This window comes from Demequina sediminicola (assembly GCF_000975055.1).
Taxonomy (GTDB): Bacteria; Actinomycetota; Actinomycetes; order Actinomycetales; family Demequinaceae; genus Demequina; species Demequina sediminicola.
Genome location: NZ_BBRB01000003.1, coordinates 77,137 through 91,214, shown reverse-complemented (window position 1 = coordinate 91,214; position 14,078 = coordinate 77,137). Strand labels below are relative to the sequence as shown.

The following is a 14,078-nucleotide window of genomic DNA, read 5'->3' as shown; positions in this document are numbered from 1 at the left end:
ATGCCGCCACGTTCACGCGCCCCCGAGGCAACCTGGTTTCGCGCCGCTCCCGCACCCGTGGTGCTCATCAGTGGGCCTGAACGAGTGTTGGGTCAGCGTGCCATTGAACGCATCATTCATGCTCGCCCCGATGCGGCCGTAACGACGCTTGACGCAGGCTCCTATACCAAAAGTGCGCTCATGGCGGCCGCGAGTCCGTCGCTCTTTGACGAAGCTGGCATCGTCGTCGTCGAGGGTGCTGAGGCTATGAACGACGAGTTCCTCGCTGATGGCCTTGCGTACCTTCCGCACGCCGACCCAGAGGTCACCGTCGTGATCCGCCACGGTGGTGGCGTGCGCGGCAAGAAGCTGCTTGATGCGGTGCGCAAATCCGGGGCGCCTGAATATACCTGCCCCGCCCTCAAGAAGGACGCCGAGTTGGCGGACTTCATGACTGGTGAGTTTGAACGCGGCAAGCGTCCAGTGCGCGCCCAGGTAGTGCGTGCTTTAGTGGATGCTGTCGGGACGGACGTCGCAGAGCTCGCCGCTGCCGGTCAGCAACTGATGCGGGACATCGACGGCAACATCACCGTCGAGGACGTCACTCGGTACTACGGCTCACGCGTCAACGCGACGGCATTCGATGTGGCCGATGCTGCGATTGCGGGGGATTTGCCGAAGGCCCTGTCGTCGTTGCGTCACGCACTCTCCACTGGTCTTGACCCTGTGCCGTTGAATGCCGCGTTGGCCGCCAAACTGCGCGTGTTGGCAAAGGTGGGTGCGGCGCGTGGTCGCAAACTCGATCCAACGCGCGACCTCGGAATCGCACCATGGCAAGCAGAGCGAGCCCGGCGCGATTTGCAGCGGTGGACTGCGGACACTTTGGCTGAAGCGATCGAGGCAGTGGCTCAGGCCGACGCTGAAATCAAGGGAGCTGCGCGTGCACCGGAGTACAGCCTTGAGCGTGCCGTTCGGGTGGTCGCCCAGTTAGCGCAGCCGTAGGCGAGTCAGTCCTCCCGTGGTGGAGCCAGCGTTGCGGTGGCCCACTCTGGCGCCGCTGAATGCGCAGCAGTCGTGGGGGACTGGGCGCAGTTACCCAGAAATGACACGAGCCCCGTCACGCTTGCGCGTGCGGGGCTCGAATCTCAGTGCGACTGCTTAGAGAGCAGCCACCTGCTTGGCGAGCGCCGACTTGCGGTTCGCTGCCTGGTTCTTGTGAATGACGCCCTTGGAGACGGCCTTGTCAAGCTTCACGGAAGCAACCTGGAGGGCCTGTGCAGCCTTGTCCTTGTCGCCCGCAGCAATGGCCTCACGGACACGGCGGACGTTGGTCTTCAGTTCTGACTTGACGGCGACGTTGCGCTGGCGGGCCTTTTCGTTGGTGCCGATGCGCTTGATCTTCGACTTGATGTTTGCCACAGCGATCCTTCTCGGTGATGGTAAAGCGTGAAAATAATGAGCTCTGGAGCGCGAGCACGCGCCCACACACAAACGACAATGCTACCAGTGATGAAGGTCAGAAAGCGAATGAGCGACGGCGTCGAAGCGCTGCTTGTCTAGGATAGCGCCTTCTCGGCGTACCGCTGCAGGGTCCACGCGCACGATCCTGTCCAGACGAATCTCGCTAGGGCGACGTTTCTGATCCCACGTACCAGTGCCTATGTCGAGCCAGTGCCGGCCGTACCGTGCCTCTCGTGCCACATCGGTGTCATGGTTCTTGCTGGTGAGTTGAACTCCCAGTAGCCAATCGCCGGCATATCCGATGAGCAGCACCGGCCGGTCCTTGCCGCGCGTGTGGTCTTCTTCGAAGGGGACCCACGTCCACACGATTTCACCAGGATCGGGCCGTCCGTCGGGATGGGGTTCGTAGTGGATGGTGACGTGGCCCTTGTAGTCGCCGGGGTAGGGGCGCGTCAGCGTCGAGGTGGTTGTACGTCCGCGAGTGCGCTGCGTGTACTTGGTGGGCCGGGGTCCACGATGCTTCCGAGTCGGCTTTCCCGTGAGGGATAGCAGCACAATGGCGGCAATCGCCACAATCGCAAGAATGGTCTCCACGCGCTCAGCCTAGGACAGTAGTGCTACGAGGCGGCTGGTACGCGGCCGTAGGAGATTTCGCTGCTGGGGAGAGGGTGCCCAAAGAGGAACCCTTGTCCAAGTTCCCAGCCGTGAGTGATGGCGCGGTCGCGCTGGGTGGCTGTCTCGACACCTTCGATGATGCCGACCATGGACAGGCTGTTGACAAGTGACGAGATGGCGGTGGAGATGCGGTCGCCGGTGGAATCGTCCCCCAGACGGCAGGTGAACTCTCGTGCGAGCTTCATACCCGTCACGGGGGAACTCAGTACCGATGACAGTGCCGAGTAGCCGGTTCCGAAGTCATCGAGGAGCAGGTCGACCCCCAGTTCATCAAGCGCGGCGAGTTCGGCTCGCGTTGAGGTGGTGGGGAGAAGCATCCCGGTCTCGGTGATTTCAAGTGCCAGTTGTGTGGGTGCCACTCCGGTGACGGCGAGGGCTTCTTGTACGGCTTCGACGAGCCCTGCGCCGCCGATTTGTTGGGTGGAGATGTTCACCAGGACGCGCCCGTCGAAGTGGGGTCGCTCAGCGAGGAATCGGCAGGCGTCGCGCAGCACGATCTCGCCGAGTTGGGGCACGAGGTTGGCGTGTTCACAGATGCCCATGAATTCATCGGGGAGCAGAAGCCCACGGTTGGGGTGGCGCCAGCGGACCAAGGCCTCGAAGGCCCGGATTTCCTCGGTGATGAGGTTGACGACGGGTTGGAAGTGGACTTCGAGTTGTCCTTCGCGCAGCGCTGCGCGAAGTTCGGATTCCACGGAGAGGCGCATCTTGGCGTCGTGTCCCATGTGTTCGGAGAACACTTCGCATCGGTTGCGGCCGGTGCGCTTGGCGCTGGACATTGCGACGTCCGCGTCGCGCAACAGGCCTTGGGCTGAATCGCCGCGAGACGTGAGCGAAATACCGGCCGATGCCGTGGGGGAGATGTCGTGTCCGTCGATGGGGATGGGGCGGTTGACGGCTTCCTGAAGCTGCGTCGCGTAGTCGATGGCGGACTCGGAGTCTTCTACCCCGGGCGCGATCACGACGAACTCGTCGCCGCCGAGGCGCGCCACAGTGTCGCCGGGCCGCGAGACAGATTCGATGCGGGAGGCGACCTCCATAATGAGTTGGTCGCCGGCTTCGTGGCCGAGTGAGTCGTTGATGAGGGTGAAGTCGTCGATGTCGAGGAAGATGCACGCCGCATGTTGGTGTGCCGATTCCAGGGCGACTGTGAGCCGGTCGAGGAGGAGCACGCGGTTGGGAAGTCCCGTGAGGTTGTCGTGCAACGCACGGTGTTCGAGGAGGTCTTGGGCGCGGCGTGTCTCGGTGAGGTCTTCGATCTGGGCGATGATCCGTACTGGCTCGCCTTCGACGCGCGAGAACGTCGTGCGGGTCCAGATCACTTCGCCGTCGGCGCGGAGCAGTCGGCGCTGGGTGTGAATGTGTTGCGCGACTCCGCGACTCAGCCGGTCCATGACGCGCGAGTCTCTGCCGACATCGTCCGGGTGCGTGATGGCTGCTAGCTTCTGACCTTCGAGTTCGTCGATGCTGTAGCCAAGGGCCGCCGTCAAGGCGGGGTTTGCTTCCACGATTTGGGAGTGCGCGTCGAGCACGCTCATGCCCATCGCACCTCCCGCGAACGCTGCGCGAAACAGTGCGTTGTCGTGTGCCATCGACTGCGCCTTCTTCCCATCGGTGTCAGGATTCCTGTGCACCTGTTTATCGACAGAATAGGCCGCGGCATGAAGAATCGCTGGAACGTGGGAAAATAGCCGTTGGACCTGCTCCGCAACCCCAAAGGAATCTCTTCCGCCGTGACTTCCGCTTCTCGCATCGTGCCCGCTGCCACTGCGCCTGCGCACATTCGCAACTTCTGCATCATTGCCCACATTGACCACGGCAAGTCGACTCTTGCCGACCGTATGCTGCAGTTGACCGGTGTGGTGGAAGCGCGCCAGATGAAGGCCCAGTACCTGGACCGGATGGATATCGAGCGTGAGCGTGGCATCACGATCAAGTCGCAGGCTGTGCGGATGCCGTGGAGTGTTGAGGCAGATGAGTTCGCCCTCAACATGATCGACACCCCGGGCCACGTCGACTTCTCCTATGAAGTGTCGCGTTCGCTCGCCGCGTGTGAAGGTGCCGTGCTGTTGGTGGATGCGGCCCAGGGCATCGAGGCTCAGACCCTCGCCAACCTGTACTTGGCGATGGAGAATGACCTCACCATCATTCCCGTCTTGAACAAGATTGACCTGCCCTCCGCGGATCCGGACCGCTACGCAGACGAGTTGGCGCAGCTCATCGGTTGTGAGGCGTCGGACGTCCTGCGCGTCAGCGGCAAGACTGGTGAGGGCGTCCCTGAGTTGCTCGACCGTGTTGTGCGTGACATTCCCGCGCCCGTGGGCGTCGAGGATGCGCCCGCCCGCGCCATGATCTTTGACTCGGTGTATGACTCGTACCGTGGCGTGGTGACATATGTCCGCGTGGTGGATGGACAACTGAAGCCTCGCGAGAAGATCGCGATGATGTCCACCAAGGCCACCCACGATCTCCTCGAGATCGGCGTGATTTCCCCGGACCCGAAGCCCACCAAGGGCCTGGGCGTCGGCGAGGTGGGCTATCTCATCACCGGTGTAAAGGACGTGCGGCTGTCCAAGGTGGGTGACACCGTCACGCTCGCGCACAACCGTGCCACAGAAGCAGTGGGCGGCTACCGCGACCCGCGTCCCATGGTCTATTCGGGGCTGTTCCCTCTGGACGGTTCCGATTTCCCGGTCCTGCGTGACGCGCTCGACAAATTGCAGTTGAACGATGCGTCATTGGTCTACGAGCCTGAGAGTTCGGTAGCGCTGGGATTCGGCTTCCGCTGTGGCTACCTGGGTCTGCTGCACCTGGAGATTGTGCGAGACCGCCTTGAGCGGGAATTCGACATCGAACTGATTTCGACTGCGCCAAACGTGGTCTACACAGTGCAGATGGAGGACGGCACTGAGGTTGAGGTGACGAACCCCTCGGAGTTCCCGGGTGGAAAGATTCACTCGGTCCGCGAACCCGTGGTTGAGGCCTCCATTCTGGTGCCCAGCGAGTTCATTGGTGCGGTCATGGAACTGTGTCAGGAACGTCGCGGAACCATGGGGACAATGAACTATCTGTCCGAGACCCGCGTCGAGATGCACTACACGCTGCCGCTCGCAGAAGTGGTCTTCGACTTCTTTGACCAACTCAAGTCGCGCACGCGCGGCTACGGTTCGCTCGACTATGAGCCCGCCGGTGAACAGACCGCTGACCTCGTCAAGGTCGACATCCTGCTCCAGGGCGAGACGGTCGACGCGTTTAGCGCTGTGGTTCACCGCGATGCGGCATACAAGTACGGCGTCAGCATGGTGGGCAAGCTCAAGGACTTGATCGACCGCCAGCAGTTCGAGATCCCAGTTCAGGCCGCGATCGGCGCGCGCATTATTGCCCGCGAAACTATCCGCGCCATCCGCAAGGACGTTCTCGCCAAGTGTTACGGCGGCGACATTTCCCGTAAGCGCAAACTTCTGGAGAAGCAGAAGGCCGGTAAGAAGCGCATGAAGAACATCGGCTCGGTAGAAGTGCCGCCCGAGGCGTTCATCGCGGCACTGAGTACCTCCGACGACGGCTCAGACAAGGGCAAGAAGAAGTAGCGGTGTCCCGCGACTTTGGCGTCTACATCCACGTCCCGTTTTGCGCTGTGCGTTGCGGGTACTGCGACTTCAACACGTATGCGCCAGGGGAGAGCGAGTTTTCCTCACGCGATGACTATGTGAGCGCGGCCTTGGCTGAGATGGGGCAGGCGCGCGCCAGCATGGCTGGGGACGGCCGTGCCGTCCGCACCGTCTTCATTGGTGGCGGCACCCCGACGATGCTCGACCCGGACGCGCTGACGGCTTTGCTGGAGGGCGTGAAAGAGACTTGGGGGCTGACGGCCGATGCCGAGGTCACCACCGAGGCAAATCCCGACTCGGTGACGAGGGAGTCTCTCGCTGCACTCGCCATTGCAGGGTTTACGCGAGTCTCGTTCGGCATGCAGTCCGCGGTGCCCCATGTGCTGGCCACGTTGGAGCGCACGCACAACCCCGCGAACGTGGCGCGATCCGTTCAGTGGGCACGCGAGGCGGGACTCGCGGTGAGCTTGGACCTGATCTATGGCACGCCGGGGGAGTCACTCGCGGACTGGGAGGCGTCGCTCGATGCAGCTACTGCTCTGGAACCCGACCATGTCAGCGCCTACGCGCTCGTGATCGAACCGGGAACTCGTATGGGTGCGCAGTTGAAGCGCGGGCAGATTGAAGCAGTCGATCTCGATACCCAGGCGGACATGTACGAGCTCGCCAACGCACGGCTGTCTGATGCCGGCTACGCCTGGTACGAGGTGTCGAACTGGGCACGCGACGAATCTCAGCGTTGCCGCCACAACATCGCCTACTGGACAAGCCAGGACTGGTGGGGCGTCGGGCCCGGCGCCCACTCCTACATGGGACCTGGCGTCGATGATCAGGGCGGCGAAGTTTCCGCACGCCGCTGGTGGAACGTGAAGTTGCCGCGCGCCTATGCGGCACGTCTCGCGAAGGGCGAGAGCCCCACCGCCGAAGTGGAGCCGCTCACGGCCGACGATCTCGCCTTGGAGTCCGTCATGTTGCGCTTGCGCCTAGCTGACGGCATTCCGGTCGAGTACTTGCCCGAGCGTCGTCCTGAACAGATCGCCGCCCTTGTCTCTGATGGGGTGCTCGACGGACGTGAGGCGCTCGCGGGGCGTCTTGTGCTCACCCTGCGCGGACGGCTTCTCGCGGACGCTGCGGTGCGCGCACTCACATGAGTGGGCTTCAGCCGGTGGCCTCGATGTTTGCCGTGTGACCCCGTTACTTGAAGAACGGAATCGCGAGGCGGAAGCGAGAGTACTCGCCGCGGTTGGCCTTCACCCCAGCCATGACGGACGCGACGATCGAGTAGATCCAGAACGCAAGCCACAGGGGAGCCGTGACAAGGAATCCCAGACCAAAAGAGATGACCCCGATGATGACCGCAGCGATGCCCACGAGGAGGCCCGTCAGCTGGAGGTTCAATTGCTGACGTCCCTGATGATGGACAAGGGCACTGCGCTCGCGGAAGATCAGCCACAGGACGAGGGGTGCCACAAAGCCAAAGAAGCTCGCTGAGATGACGGCACCGATCACTGCCGAGATGTGAATGAACATCGCATACATGCGCGCATCGGATTCCAGCATGGGTGCGGGCGCGGCGTACGGCGCTCCGTTGGGCTGCTGACCTTGCGTGTGAGGGGCCGAGGGCGGGGGAACGGGGCCCGTACCTTGAGAATCCTCGCGGGGCTGCTGTTCGGGGGTCGGTGTGCTCATGCTTCTACAGTCGCACGAAAGCACAAAGCCCCGCATCGGCCGGGAGGCTGATGCGGGGCCCTGACAGTAATGCGGGACATCCCTGAGGATGCTGCAGGATTACTTGATGATGCGCCAGTTCAGTGGGTAGCGGTAGTTCTCGTGCTTGTTTGCTGCCAGGCCACCGATGATCTGGAAGACCAGTGCGGCGATCCACACGAGGGGGAACAGCAGAGTGCCGAAGCCCAGGGTGATGACGGACAGCACGGAGAGGCCCACGTACACGATGGCGACGAGGATGTTGAAGTTCAGTGCTTCCTTGCCCTGGTCGTTCAGGAATGCGCTGCGCTCGCGGTAGATCAGCCAGAAGATGAGCGGGCCGATGAGGCCGAGCAGGATGGCCGAAATGTGCGTGAGCAGACCCATGGTGCGCTCGTCAGATTCGCTCACGCCCTGTGCAGGTGTGGGCTGACCCTGAGGCTGCTGCTGGTACTGCGGCTGGCCCTGGGGCTGCTGGGGCTGGCCCTCGGGGGGCGGGGTTGCGTTGTTCTCAGTCATATTGTTTCACCACTTTGATTGTGTAATGGGTGCGGGGACAGTGTGGCGTCGGGGGCTTGCGGGGTCAACGCTCAATGAGTAAATGCGCCGCCGAGAAGCCTGTTCGCCTGCCGTTGCCCATGGACACCCTCATTCCGTGGACACGGCAACACTTGCGACACTATCGCACCTGGACATGGCGGGGAAGAGTGGGTGCTTGGCTGGGGATAGTCATGTCGCGTTAGAATTAGCACTCTGCACCGTTGAGTGCCAATGCGATGTTCGTTTGTGGTGAGGAGTGTTTGTGAGCGAGGACCGCCGTCGCGCTGTGCTTCACGCCATCGTGGAGGGCTACGTCGCCACGTCTGAGCCCGTCGGGTCAAAGGCCCTGGCGGCGGCTTCCGAGATGGGGGTGTCGTCAGCGACTATCCGCAATGACATGGCTGCCCTTGAAGAGGAAGGCCTTATCGCTCAGCCCCACACCAGTGCGGGGCGTATTCCGACTGACGCCGGCTATCGCCGCTTCGTTGATCAGGTGGCGTCGGCCGCGATGCATGAACCACATAAGAGAGCCATCAGCACGTTCCTCTCGGATGCCGTTGATCTCAATGATGTGGTGGAGAGATCCGTACGGCTCTTGAGTCAGCTGACCCGCCAAGTGGCGGTGGTGCAGTATCCGTCTCCCCGTGAGTCTCCAGTACGGCGCGTGGAGTTGGTGCGCATTGGAGCGGACAGAGCGCTAGTCGTGGTGGTTTCCGCCGACGCGAGGGTGGAGCAGTCGACGGTCAGCCTTGGCCGCCACGTGACGGAGGACGAGTTTGAGTCTGCCGCACGCGGCCTCAACGAGGTTGCCGTGGGGCGCACACCCACCGAACTCGCGCCGTCCTTGGCGACGTGGTTGTCGCGCGGCACTCACCAAGAGTGGGCGTCATCGGTAGCCGACGCGGTGTTGAGTTCGGCTCGCGGCGGTACTGTGGAGCGCGTTGTCTTCGCTGGTACGTCCAATCTGGCGCGTGCAGCAAGTGACTTTGAAACGAACGCGATCGGCCCTGTCCTCGATGCACTTGAGGAACAAGTAGTGCTGTTGCGGTTGTTACATGAAATGGCCGAAGAGGGTCGTGACGTGAGCGTAAGAATCGGCGCGGAAAACGGTGCCGACGCTTTCTCGCGTACCTCGATCGTGGCTGCGGGCTATGGATCTCAGGGTGACAGTCCGTCACTACTGGGTGCGCTCGGGCCTACTCGTATGGATTACCCAGGGACGATGGCCGCAGTGCGTGCCGTCGCCCGCTACCTGTCAAGAATTGTGGAGACTGAGTGAACGACTACTACGCCACTCTGGGTGTTGAGCGCAATGCCTCGGAAGCAGACATCAAGAAGGCTTACCGTAAGCTCGCGCGGCAATTGCACCCCGACGTTGCTGGACCGGGAAGCGAGGAACGCTTTAAGGATGTCGCTGCGGCCTATGAGGTGCTGGGTAACGCAGACAAGCGTTCCCAATACGATCGTGGCGTTGACCCACGCGGCGGCCACGGCGGTGCGCAGGGGGGGGCCCAGGGCTTCGGCTTCGAGGACATCTTCGAGCAGTTCTTCGGCGGTGGAGGCGGTGCGGGCAGCCCGTTCGGTGGCCAACAGCGCGGACCTGCTAGTCGAGTCCAGCGCGGCGGCGACACCCTGGTTCAGGCCACACTGTCACTGAAGGAAGCGGTCTTTGGTGTGTCGCGAGAGATCAAGGTCGACCTCGCTGATGAATGTGACACCTGTCATGGTTCTTGCTGTGCTCCCGGAACTCAACCGCAGAAGTGCATGCAGTGCAATGGCGCTGGTGTGGTTCAGCGTATGGCGCGCTCCTTGCTCGGCAACGTCATGACGACGGCACCGTGCCCGGCCTGTGGAGGTTTCGGAACGACCATCGCTTCGCCGTGCCCCGACTGCTCGGGCCAGGGACGTACTCATTCGCAGCACACGGTCAAGGTGGATATTCCGGCTGGTGTTGAGACCGGTACGCGCATTCGCTTGTCGAACCGTGGGGACGCCGGCGTTGCTGGTGGCCCCAAGGGTGACCTGTACGTGGAGATCCGTGAAAAGACGCATGATGTGTTTGAGCGTCGCGGAGATGACCTCCACTGCACGCTCGAGGTTCCTATGACTGCCGCAGCGCTTGGTGCCAACATGGAAGTCGACACCTTCGACGGGCCGCAGAACGTCGAGATTCGCCCTGGCACCCATGCTGGCTCCAGCGTGAAGGTCAAGGGTCTTGGTGTGGGGCGTTTGCAGCGCTCCGGCCGTGGGGATCTTTTTGTGCACCTTGATGTGCATACCCCGAGCGACCTGACTGACGAGCAAGCGGACCTGCTTCGCCAACTGGCTGCGTTGCGCGGGGAAGAACTCCCTGAAGCCAATCTTGCGCCCATCGGCGGTGGAGTCTTCTCGCGCCTTCGCGGCGCGTTCAAAGGACGCTGACCCGAGGTGAGCGCTCCTGTCTTCATCTCACCCGAGGCGGCCGATGCCGTCGCGGGAGGTCTCATCACAGTCACCGGTGGTGAGGCACGTCACGCTGTCACGGTTCAGCGTCGTGAGGTGGGGGAGCGCATTGATGTAGTCGATGGCCACGGCGTGCGCGCTGCAGGTGTCATTGAAGCCACCGGACCGGAGTTATGCGCCGTGCGTGTGAGCACGGTATCGACGGACAGCGATCCCGCCGTGACCCTCGTTCAAGCACTAGCGAAGGGTGGCAGGGACGAGCAGGCCGTGGAGGCTGCGATTGAGCTGGGTGCCACGCGCATCATTCCATGGCAGTCAGAGCGCTCTATCGTGCAGTGGCGCGGTCCCAAAGCGGAAAAAGCGCGTGCCAAGTGGGAATCCCTGGTGACCGCTGCAACGAAGCAGTCACGCCGTGCCTTCCTGGCCCCCGTCGACCAGGTCGTGTCAACATCTGAACTCGTCTCCAACATCGGCCGGGCTGTCGAATCTGGTGCCCGCGTTCTTGTCCTGCACGAAGAGGCCGACGTGGCGCTCACGGATCTCGACTTTGGAGAATCCATGGCAGAGGTATGGGTCGTCGTCGGTCCCGAGGGTGGCATCTCCGAACGCGAAGTCGACCTCATGGCAGCGGCAGGCGGGGAGACGGTTGCTCTGGGGCCGCACGTGCTGCGTGCATCAAGTGCGGGTCCGGTGGCCATTGCGGCACTCGCCGCCACTCGCGGAACTTGGTCCCGCGGCGCGACGGCGCACACGAGTGATGCTCGGGGCCTACGCTAGCTATATGAGTGACGACTGCCTTTTCTGCAAGATTGCGGCGCACGAGATCCCCGCGGAGATTGTGCTTGAAAATGACCACGTCGTGGCCTTTCGGGACATCGCGCCCAAAGCTCCAGTGCACGTGCTGGTGATTCCGCGCGCCCACGTGGCCAACGTGGCGGAAGCCGCGGCTCAAGCCCCAGACCAGTTGGCGGCAATGGCTGCTGCTGCACAGCAGATCGCTGACGACGAATGCGGCGGCCAGTTTCGCTGGATATTCAACACCGGTGAGCGTGCCGGCCAGTCGGTGTTTCACGCCCATGGCCACGTTATTGGCGGTCGCGACTTAGATTGGAATCCTGCCTGATGAGTGAACGCATCGTCACGATTGAGGACGCTGCCTCTATGCCAGAACTGATGGGCAGCGGCGACTCCGTGATGAAGGAAGTGGAACGCGCGTACCCCGAGGTCGACGTGCTGGTCCGAGGCAATCGCATCACCTTGACGGGGTCTGACAGTGCAGTCGCGGCAGCCGCAACGGCAATCGATGAACTCCGCTCCGTGCTCGCAGCAGGCGTGCCTCTGACGCCCGAGATAGCGCGTGAGTCCGTGCGAATGCTGTCCGCAGCCCGTGGAGTAGCCGCAGCCGCTGCGGATGCCGGCGCCGCCGAGTCAAGTGATTCACAGGAGCGTCCTGCCGGGGTATTGAGCAGGTCAATCCTGTCGAGTCGTGGACGGACTATCCGTCCTAAGACCCATGGTCAGGCCGACTACGTCAAGGCCATCGAGACGCACACCGTGACTTTCGGCATCGGTCCTGCAGGTACGGGAAAGACCTATCTAGCGATGGCACAAGCCGTCGCTGCGTTGCAGGCCAAGAAGGTCAACCGCATTGTCCTCACCCGTCCAGCCGTCGAGGCTGGCGAGCGGCTCGGGTTCCTCCCCGGATCGCTGAGCGAAAAGATCGACCCGTACCTGAGGCCGCTCTATGACGCCCTGCACGACATGATCGACCCAGAGTCCATTCCGCGATTGATGGAGGCTGGCACTATTGAAGTCGCTCCCTTGGCCTATATGCGTGGCCGGACCCTGAACGATGCGTTTGTGATCCTCGACGAGGCACAGAACACGACACCCGAGCAGATGAAGATGTTCCTGACACGACTGGGCTTCGGCACCACCATGGTGGTGACCGGAGATGTCACGCAGGTCGATCTGCCCGGCGGAACTCATTCCGGATTGCGCGCTTCGCGCGAGATCCTCGCTGACGTTGAAGACATCGCGTTCTGCGAACTCAGTGCTCAAGATGTGGTCCGTCACCGCCTGGTGTCAGACATCGTGACGGCCTACGCCAAGGCCGATGAGTCGCGCGCACCACGCGGTGGTGGCCAACAGCGACGTTTCAAGGAGAGTGGCAAGTGATCGACGTCAACAACGAGACCGATGCGCGGATCGACGAGATCGAATTCGCAGAGCTCGCGTCCTTTGTCCTCAGTGAGATGCACGTCGCGGACGGGGCGGAGTTGGCCATCATGTTTGTCGATGAGCCAGCGATGGAGCAGTTGCACATTCAGTGGATGGACGAGCCAGGTCCTACAGACGTCCTGAGCTTCCCCATGGATGAGTTGCGTCCGGGCACCGAGTCAGAACCCACTCCCGCCGGTCTCTTGGGCGACATCGTGGTGTGCCCGTCGGTGGCCGCACGCCAGGCCACGGCTGCGGGTCATACGGCTGAGGAAGAGATGCTGCTCCTCACCACCCACGGAATCCTTCACCTCCTGGGCTACGACCACGTGGAGCCCGAAGAAGAGAAGGAAATGTTTGCTCTTCAACGGCGCCTGTTGCTCACCTTCCTTGCACAGCGCGGCCAAGGAGCGACTTCATGACTGACGCTGTCGAGCACCGCAGCGGTTTTGCGTGCTTTGTGGGCCGGCCAAATGTGGGCAAGTCCACGCTCATGAATGCGCTCGTGGGGGAAAAGGTGGCGATTATGTCGTCGCGCCCTCAGACCACACGGCGCGCGATCCGCGGTGTCCTCAATCGCGACGATTCGCAACTGATCATTGTGGACACTCCCGGCCTGCACCGCCCCCGGACGCTGCTGGGTGAGCGCCTCAACGACCTGGTGCGTGAGACCTTTGCCGAGGTTGATGTCATCGGATTCTGCCTTCCGGCCGACGAGAAGATCGGTCCCGGGGACCAGTGGATTGCTCGTGAACTCGCCGAGGCCCGTGCGCCGGTGGTCGCCATCGTGACCAAGGTCGACAAGGTCTCGCGTGACAAGGTCGGGGAACACCTCCTCGCGGTCCAACAGTTAGGTGAGTGGGCGGACATCGTTCCCGTGTCGTCCGTGAAGGACATTCAAGTCAACGTCATTCATGACGTCCTGGTGAGCCACCTTCCCGAAGGACCGCCCCTGTACCCCGCAGGACACGTCACAGACGAACCTGAGGATGTGCGTATCGCGGAGCTGATCCGTGAAGCTGCGCTCGAGGGTGTGCGCGATGAACTTCCGCATTCGCTCGCCGTGGTGATCGAGGAGATGGTCGAGCCTGGCGAGGAGACGTCGCAGCGCGATGTTCTCGAGATTCGTGCTCAGGTCTTCGTCGAGCGGGACTCGCAAAAAGGCATCGTCATCGGGCGCGGTGGTGCGAGGCTCAAGGACGTCGGCTCCACCGCCCGCGAAGGCATCCAGCGACTCTTGGGGCGCAAGGTCTACTTGGACCTGCACGTCAAGGTCGCCAAGGACTGGCAACGAGACCCCAAGCAGTTGGGACGCATGGGGTTTTAGGGCTCTCCCATGCGGTACCTGGCAGGACAGTGTCAGGACAGTGCGTCGGTCGTTCTTCAATGTCCCCACCTGCCGATAGGTTGTGAGGGTATTGAGGGGTGATGGGCGCGTTGCTCATC

The 14,078-nt window shown here is 62.4% G+C and carries 15 protein-coding genes; 10 read left to right on the top strand and 5 right to left on the bottom strand.

What is annotated here, in order from left to right; genetic code table 11:
• Positions 1–981 (top strand): DNA polymerase III subunit delta, encoded by a 981-nt coding sequence (gene holA, locus AOP79_RS07555; protein ID WP_062072221.1) that lies wholly within the window; start codon positions 1–3, stop codon positions 979–981.
• A 156-nt stretch (positions 982–1,137) separates the two neighbouring features.
• Here the strand turns inward: holA and rpsT are convergent, their stop codons facing one another.
• From rpsT to AOP79_RS07540, 3 genes are all read right to left on the bottom strand, one after another.
• Complete coding sequence (rpsT, locus tag AOP79_RS07550; protein ID WP_062072219.1) at positions 1,138–1,398, bottom strand: 30S ribosomal protein S20; 261 nt, start codon at positions 1,396–1,398, stop codon at positions 1,138–1,140.
• 81 nt (positions 1,399–1,479) lie between these two features.
• Positions 1,480–2,034: a type II toxin-antitoxin system PemK/MazF family toxin gene (locus AOP79_RS07545; protein ID WP_152648060.1), complete on the bottom strand. Its 555-nt coding sequence runs from the start codon at positions 2,032–2,034 to the stop codon at positions 1,480–1,482.
• A 23-nt stretch (positions 2,035–2,057) separates the two neighbouring features.
• Entirely contained in the window at positions 2,058–3,707 is a 1,650-nt protein-coding gene (locus AOP79_RS07540; protein ID WP_062072217.1) for a putative bifunctional diguanylate cyclase/phosphodiesterase, read from the bottom strand.
• Positions 3,708–3,848: 141 nt separating this feature from the next.
• Here AOP79_RS07540 and lepA point away from each other — a divergent pair, with 141 nt between their 5' ends.
• Both lepA and hemW read left to right on the top strand, forming a co-directional pair.
• On the top strand, positions 3,849–5,702 hold the full coding sequence (gene lepA, locus AOP79_RS07535; RefSeq protein WP_062072567.1) for a translation elongation factor 4: 1,854 nt from the start codon (positions 3,849–3,851) through the stop codon (positions 5,700–5,702).
• Positions 5,703–5,704: 2 nt separating this feature from the next.
• On the top strand, positions 5,705–6,874 hold the full coding sequence (hemW, locus tag AOP79_RS07530; RefSeq protein ID WP_062072215.1) for a radical SAM family heme chaperone HemW: 1,170 nt from the start codon (positions 5,705–5,707) through the stop codon (positions 6,872–6,874).
• Positions 6,875–6,917: 43 nt separating this feature from the next.
• Here the strand turns inward: hemW and AOP79_RS07525 are convergent, their stop codons facing one another.
• On the bottom strand, positions 6,918–7,412 hold the full coding sequence (locus AOP79_RS07525) for a DUF4870 domain-containing protein (RefSeq protein ID WP_062072213.1): 495 nt from the start codon (positions 7,410–7,412) through the stop codon (positions 6,918–6,920).
• 99 nt (positions 7,413–7,511) lie between these two features.
• Positions 7,512–7,949, bottom strand: coding sequence for a DUF4870 domain-containing protein (locus AOP79_RS07520; protein ID WP_082093458.1), 438 nt, complete (start codon positions 7,947–7,949; stop codon positions 7,512–7,514).
• A 283-nt stretch (positions 7,950–8,232) separates the two neighbouring features.
• Between AOP79_RS07520 and hrcA the strand changes: the two genes are divergently transcribed.
• From hrcA to era, 7 genes are read left to right on the top strand one after another with little or no spacing between them, the layout of a single operon-like run.
• Complete coding sequence (gene hrcA, locus AOP79_RS07515) at positions 8,233–9,249, top strand: heat-inducible transcriptional repressor HrcA (protein ID WP_062072210.1); 1,017 nt, start codon at positions 8,233–8,235, stop codon at positions 9,247–9,249.
• Complete coding sequence (gene dnaJ / locus AOP79_RS07510; RefSeq protein WP_062072208.1) at positions 9,246–10,391, top strand: molecular chaperone DnaJ; 1,146 nt, start codon at positions 9,246–9,248, stop codon at positions 10,389–10,391. The genes hrcA and dnaJ overlap by 4 nt, the downstream gene beginning before the upstream one ends.
• Positions 10,392–10,397: 6 nt before the next feature.
• The gene (locus AOP79_RS07505; protein WP_062072206.1) at positions 10,398–11,189 is read left to right on the top strand and encodes a 16S rRNA (uracil(1498)-N(3))-methyltransferase; all 792 of its coding nucleotides are present in this window, start codon (positions 10,398–10,400) and stop codon (positions 11,187–11,189) included.
• 4 nt (positions 11,190–11,193) lie between these two features.
• Positions 11,194–11,535 carry an HIT domain-containing protein gene (locus tag AOP79_RS07500; protein ID WP_062072203.1) on the top strand — a complete coding sequence of 114 codons (342 nt, stop codon included), beginning with the start codon at positions 11,194–11,196 and terminating at the stop codon, positions 11,533–11,535.
• On the top strand, positions 11,535–12,590 hold the full coding sequence (locus AOP79_RS07495) for a PhoH family protein (protein ID WP_062072201.1): 1,056 nt from the start codon (positions 11,535–11,537) through the stop codon (positions 12,588–12,590). The genes AOP79_RS07500 and AOP79_RS07495 overlap by 1 nt, the downstream gene beginning before the upstream one ends.
• On the top strand, positions 12,587–13,054 hold the full coding sequence (ybeY, locus tag AOP79_RS07490) for an rRNA maturation RNase YbeY (RefSeq protein WP_062072199.1): 468 nt from the start codon (positions 12,587–12,589) through the stop codon (positions 13,052–13,054). Before AOP79_RS07495 ends, ybeY begins: the two co-directional genes overlap by 4 nt.
• Entirely contained in the window at positions 13,051–13,959 is a 909-nt protein-coding gene (gene era, locus AOP79_RS07485; protein ID WP_062072197.1) for a GTPase Era, read from the top strand. The genes ybeY and era overlap by 4 nt, the downstream gene beginning before the upstream one ends.
• The last annotated feature ends 119 nt before the right edge of the window (positions 13,960–14,078 follow it).